The 5591-nt window shown below is 64.7% G+C and carries 4 protein-coding genes and 1 pseudogene; 2 read left to right on the forward strand and 3 right to left on the reverse strand.

All coding sequences use genetic code 11. The annotated features are described in order from the left end of the window. The first annotated feature begins 120 nt into the window (after window positions 1-120). The gene (locus tag EOA24_RS25730) at window positions 121-1320 is read left to right on the forward strand and encodes an alanine racemase (protein ID WP_126081859.1); all 1200 of its coding nucleotides are present in this window, start codon (window positions 121-123) and stop codon (window positions 1318-1320) included. Window positions 1321-1329: 9 nt separating this feature from the next. Next, window positions 1330-2073 carry an ATP-binding cassette domain-containing protein gene (locus EOA24_RS25735; protein ID WP_126081858.1) on the forward strand — a complete coding sequence of 248 codons (744 nt, stop codon included), beginning with the start codon at window positions 1330-1332 and terminating at the stop codon, window positions 2071-2073. A 20-nt stretch (window positions 2074-2093) separates the two neighbouring features. Here the strand turns inward: EOA24_RS25735 and otsB are convergent, their stop codons facing one another. The 3 genes and pseudogenes from otsB to EOA24_RS25750 all read right to left on the reverse strand — a co-directional run. Continuing rightward, window positions 2094-2876 (reverse strand): trehalose-phosphatase, encoded by a 783-nt coding sequence (gene otsB, locus EOA24_RS25740; RefSeq protein ID WP_126081857.1) that lies wholly within the window; start codon window positions 2874-2876, stop codon window positions 2094-2096. Next, a complete protein-coding gene (locus tag EOA24_RS25745) occupies window positions 2873-4666 on the reverse strand; it encodes a trehalose-6-phosphate synthase (protein WP_127410191.1) in 1794 nt (597 codons plus the stop codon). The genes otsB and EOA24_RS25745 overlap by 4 nt, the downstream gene beginning before the upstream one ends. Window positions 4667-4814: 148 nt before the next feature. After that, window positions 4815-5591, reverse strand: a pseudogene (locus EOA24_RS25750) (amylo-alpha-1,6-glucosidase); the annotation flags it as partial.

Here is a 5591-nt window from a genome sequence, read left to right on the forward strand (position 1 = left end):
ACACCGGCCTTATCCTGATGGGCCTCTCGGTCTCCGACCAGATGATCGTGCGCGGCCTGATCATTCTCACCGCGGTCGCAGTGTCGCTGCGCGACAAATCCCGCTAAAGGAACCTTTTCCATGTTTCTCGACGTTCTGCGCCGCCGCAACCCCGCCTTCATCGAAGCGGCGATCGGCCTTCACCAGCAGGGCAAGCTGCCGGCCAACGCCTATGTGCTCGATCTCGACGCGGTCGAGCGCAATGCAAAGGTCCTCAAGCAGGAAGCGGATCGGCTCGGTCTGAACATCTTCGCCATGACCAAGCAGGTCGGCCGCTCGAGCTCCTTCTGCAAGGCGGTGATGCGCGGCGGCATCGAACGCGCTGTCGCGGTCGACATGGCCTGCGCGCGCGCCACGCATAAGGCCGGCATGAAGCTCGGCCATCTCGGCCATCTGCAGCAGATCGCGAAATTCGAGGCGGACGCGGCGGCAAGGACCTTCAAGCCGGACTATTGGACCGCCTTCAACGACACCAAGGCCGAGGAAGCAGGCAAAGGCGCCAAGGCGGCCGGCTACGTCCAGGACCTGCTCGCCCGCATCGCGGCCGAAGGTGACATTTTCTACCGCGGCCATGAAGGCGGCTTCGACGCCGGCGAAATTGTCGCCGTCGCCGACCGGCTCGATGCCGTTCCGGGCGGCCGCTTCGCCGGCATCACCACCTTCCCTGCCCTGCTCTTCGACCATGCCGCGCGTAAAGTGCTGCCGACGCCCAATCTGGCGACGCTGAGCAAGGCAGCCGAGGCGCTCGCCAAGGCGGGCCGCAAGGGCGTCGAAATCAACGCGCCGGGCACCACGTCGAGCGTCATGCTGGCCGCGCTGGCTGAAGCCGGCGCCACGCAATGCGAACCCGGCAACGGCCTGCACGGCACCACGGCGCTGCACGTCATGGAAGACCTGCCGGAACTGCCTGCCGTGCTCTATCTCACCGAAGTGTCGCATCTGTCAGGCGGCAAGGCCTACTGCTTCGGCGGCGGCTTCTACATCGACCCGATCTTCCCGGACTATGACGTCAAGGCGATCGTCTCGGCCGAGCCGACCACCGCCACGTCGGCGCTCAGAAGCGTCGAAGTGCCGCCGCCTTCGGCGATCGACTACTACGCCATGATCGACGCCGCCGGCGATAATGCGCCGAGGCCCGGCGACAGCGCCGTCTTCGGCTTCCGCGGCCAGGCCTTCGTCACCCGCGCCTATGTCGTCGGCGTCTCCGGCGTTTCGAAGGGCAAGCCCGTAGTTGAAACGATCGAGAACGGTTTTGGCGAGCCCTATGCCTGGCCCGTCTAGGAGAAAACCATGAATGCGAGCGCCCCCATCCTTCAGCTTCAGGACATCCGCAAGCATTTCGGCGGCCTGACCGCGATCGAGAACTTCTCGCTCGAGGTCTTTCCCGGCGAGATCGTCGCGCTTGTCGGCGACAACGGCGCCGGCAAGTCGACGCTGGTCAAGATCATCTCCGGCGTGCATCCGCCCTCCTCCGGCACGATCACGATCGAGGGCAAGCCGGTGACGATGTCGAACGCGACGATGGGGCGCGCGCATGGCATCGAGGTTGTCTACCAGGATCTCGCTTTGGCCGACCAGCAGACGGTCTATATGAACATGTTCCTCGGCCGCGAGCCGCTGAACCGCTTCGGCCTGCTCGACCGCCGCCGCATGATCGACGAGACGGAAAAACTGGTGAAGGAGCTCGACGTGCGCATCCCTTCCGCGCACGCCACCATCCGCGATCTTTCCGGCGGCCAGCGGCAGGGCGTCGCGATCGCCAGGGCGACGCACTGGGCAAGCAAGCTGATCCTGCTCGACGAGCCGACGGCCGCGCTCGGCGTCGCCGAGACCGCCAGGGTGGAGGCGATCGTTCAGTCGCTCAAGCAGCGCAATGTCGGCATCCTGATCATCAGCCACAGCCTCGATCAGGTGTTCAAGCTGTCGGACCGCATCTGCGTCCTGAGGCGCGGCAAGCAGATCGGCGTGCGCGAGACCAGGAAGACCGACAAGAACGAGATCATCGCGATGATCACGGGCCTGCAGCAGCAGTAGCTGCGGAGCACCTGGCCGGTTTAGGCAACGAGATTGCGGCTGGACGCCTGCGCGGCAGGCTCCGCAAAATTGGCTTCGAGCCAAGCGATGGCGCCAGCCACGTCTTCGATGGCGAAGCGGGCGGCCGTCTCGCCCTGCGGCTTCACGCGGATCGAGATTCCGCCCGCGGCATTGACCGTCTCGAAGCCGTTCTCGTCGGATGTGTCGTCGCCGAGGAACACCGGACGCCGGCCGGTGAAAGGTTCGAGCTGCATGAAGCGGCGGATCGCGGCGCCCTTGGCGGCTTCGAGCGGCATCAGCTCGACGCCGGCATTGCCGGCGATCACGCGGTAGCCCTTGGGCAGGCGCTCAAGCGCTGCCTCGACCAGCTCCGTCGCCCGCGCCAGAAGCTGCGGCGCGGCTCTCGTATGTATGGCGAGCACCGGCCCCTTGCGTTCGACATAGACGGCCTGGCTTGCCAGCTCGAGTTCAATCTCGTCGGCGAGCGCCGCCATATCCGCCGGTTCGTCCGCGGCCTCGATCGGTCCGTCCGGGAGAAGCCTGTGCTCCAGCCCGTAGAGGCCGGCGATCCTGAGCTTCAACGGATCGAACAGATGGTCCACGGCCGCGATCGAGCGGCCGGTGATGAAGGCGAGCGCGCCGTCCAGGCGCGGCTCGATCGTCTGCAGAAGAACCCGCAACTCCTCGCTGACCGAGACGGCGTCGGGATGCGCAGCGTGCTCCAGCAAGGTGCCGTCGATGTCGAGGAAAAGCGCCCACCGTCCCGCGGGAAGCGGCGGGGTAAGGTCTGCCTGGATGTTCATCTAAATCCCACTGCCTGTTTGCGTTCGAACATGGAAACGACATTGTCGCCGGTGGGGCCTGCCGGCCGCTCGTATAAGGCCGTGACCCGATCCAGGTCGCCGCGCTTCCTCAGCCGCGCCGCGTCGAGCAGCATGCTGCCGGCCCAGCGATAGACATTGTTGTCGCGCACGATGTCGCGCATGCGCCGCATGCGCTCATGCTGCTCGTCCGGCCCCATGGTCAGCGCCTGCAGCATCGCCTCGCTCATCATCGCCGCGTCGTAAGGATTGACGATCAGCGCCTCCAGCAGCTCGCGCGAGGCGCCGGCGAAGGTGCTGAGCAAAAGCACGCCCTGCTCGTCGTCGCGCGACGCGACGAACTCCTTGGCGACCAGGTTCATGCCGTCATGCAGGCTGGTGACAAGGCAGATGTCGGCGGCGCGATAGAGTTCATAGACCGCCGCTTGCGAATGGTGCTCGGCCACCATGACGACCGGCCGGTAGGATTCGCTGCCGAAGCGCTGATTGATCTCCTCCGCGTAGCGCAGGCATTCCTCATGCAGATGCTTGTAGGCCGGCAGCGTGCCGCGGCTCGGCGCCGCGATCTGCAGGAATGCAACATTGCCTACCATTTCGGGATGGCGAATAAACAGCTCCTCCAGTGCATGGAAGCGATCGAGAATACCCTTGGTGTAGTCGAGCCGCTCGACGCCGACGCACAGCTTGGCGCCGGCTGGAATTCTGAACCGCTTGCGGACGCGCGCCCGGCTTTCCTCGACGCTGGGCAGGGCTTTCAGGAGCTCGACCGGCCATTCGATCGAAATCGGATAGGAATGCACCAGCGTCACCTGGCCGCCATAGGAAATGGCGGCATCGGCTCGCTCGATGCGGCTTTCCATGAAGCGGTCGACGCTCTCGGTGAAATTGTTGGCGTGGAACTGGGTGTGGAAGCCCACGATCGAACTGCCGAGCAGGCCGTCCAGGATGCGTTCGCGCCAGGGGCAGATGCTGAACACCTCCGAGTTCGGCCAGGGAATGTGCCAGAAGGTGATGACGATCGCCTCCGGCAACCGCTCGCGGATCATGCGGGGCAAAAGCGCGAAGTGATAGTCCTGGACCAGCACGATCGGCCGCTCGTTGCGCGCCTCGGCAACCACCGTTTCGGCGAATTTGCGGTTGACGGCTTCATAGGCTTCCCAGTCCGACTCGCGAAAAATCGGCCGCGTGAAGGCGATATGGCAGAGCGGCCACAGGCCTTCATTGGCGAAGCCGAGATAGTAGCCCTGATATTCGTCGTCGCTCAGCCATACCCGCCGCAGCGTATAGGACGGATTACCGGGCGGGACCTGAACCCGGTCGCCCTTGTCGACCATCCGGCGATCTGCGCTGCCGCCGCCATAGGCGATCCAGGTGCCGGCGCAGGCGCGCGTGATCGGCTCCAGCGCCGAGACCAGACCGCTTGCTGGGACAACGAGCTCGACGCCGCCGTCTCTGGTCTCGTTGTGGATATACGGTTCGCGATTGGAGACGACGATCACCTGCGCTTCCGGCAATTCGTCGGCAAGGATCTTGCGCAGGGTATCGGGCGACCACGAGACCAGAGCCGCATCGACCGACTGCCCGTTCTTCTCGAATTCGCGCAGCACCTTGCGCGCGGCTTCGGTGGCGGAGTCGTCACCGGAACCCGGCACGGCCGATGCAATCGGGTTATTGCGACGGTGTCGGGAGATCGAAATGATGATCGCTAATGCGGACAATCCGAGGCTTGCGAGAATGAGGACCAGTAGCAGGTCGGCGCCGTATTGTGTCATTGAAATGCCAGGTTGCCTCCGGCCGTCCGTTCATTGTTTTCGTTCGTGCCGGCCGCGGACGGGCAGACCGGCTTAGGTCTGCAACGCATGAACCAGCGATCAGTTCCGACACTTTTCGATTGTTGGACGCGGGGTTGCGGTGCTTTATTTACGTGCGCACTATGAGCGGTACCTGACCTTCATGCCGGTCAGGCAAGAAGGCCGCAACGCGGTCGCCGACCCTTTGGAAGGTGAGGTCGACCGCTTTGTCGCCGACCGTCAGATGCCGGAGCGTGAGCGTGTCGATGCCGATCGGGAGCCTAGGCCGCGTGACATGCAATTCGCCCTCCCAGCCATCGATTTCGAGCCCAAGGCACGCCTGCATCAACATGAAGGTGGAACCGGCCGACCAAGCCTGTGGCAGGCAGGCCACGGGATAGGCGATGGGCGCCTCACCCGGAGCCCTGGCGAAGCCGCAGAACAGTTCCGGCAGCCGCATGTTGAAATGCACGGCGGACTCGAACGTGCCGCTCATCAGCCGCACCACGCTGTCGCGTTCGCCGTAACGGGCGAGACCTACGCCGCAAAGTGCTGTGTCATGCGGCCAGATCGAGCCGTTGTGGTAGGACATCGGGTTGAAGAATACCGCGTCGTCGGCAAGCGTCCTCAGCCCCCAGCCGGAATGGAAGGACGCCGACAGCAATTGGTCGGCGACCAGCCTGGCCCGCTCCGGTTGCGGCAGCCCGACGAACAGCAGGTGCCCGGCATTCGACGTTCGGACCTTGCAGGGCTGGCCCTCGCCATCAATGGCCAGGGCGTAGAAATTCATGTCGTCCTGCCAGAAATCGCGTTCCACGGCGACTCGCATTTCCTCGGCGCGGTTCTCCCAGTGCTCGGCATCGGCGAATTCGCCGCGGCGGCGCGCCAGCGCCGCCAGGCCCCGGAA

It is taken from the genome of Mesorhizobium sp. M2A.F.Ca.ET.039.01.1.1 (genome assembly GCF_003998035.1).
Classification (GTDB): Bacteria; Pseudomonadota; Alphaproteobacteria; order Rhizobiales; family Rhizobiaceae; genus Mesorhizobium.

Bases quoted from the DNA above. Each gene is read 5' to 3' on its own strand.
- EOA24_RS25730 (WP_126081859.1), top strand. From the start codon at position 121: ATGTTTCTCGACGTTCTGCGCCGCCGCAACCCCGCCTTCATCGAAGCG.
- EOA24_RS25735 (WP_126081858.1), top strand. From the start codon at position 1,330: ATGAATGCGAGCGCCCCCATCCTTCAGCTTCAGGACATCCGCAAGCAT.
- otsB (WP_126081857.1), bottom strand. From the start codon at position 2,876: ATGAACATCCAGGCAGACCTTACCCCGCCGCTTCCCGCGGGACGGTGG.
- EOA24_RS25745 (WP_127410191.1), bottom strand. From the start codon at position 4,666: ATGACACAATACGGCGCCGACCTGCTACTGGTCCTCATTCTCGCAAGC.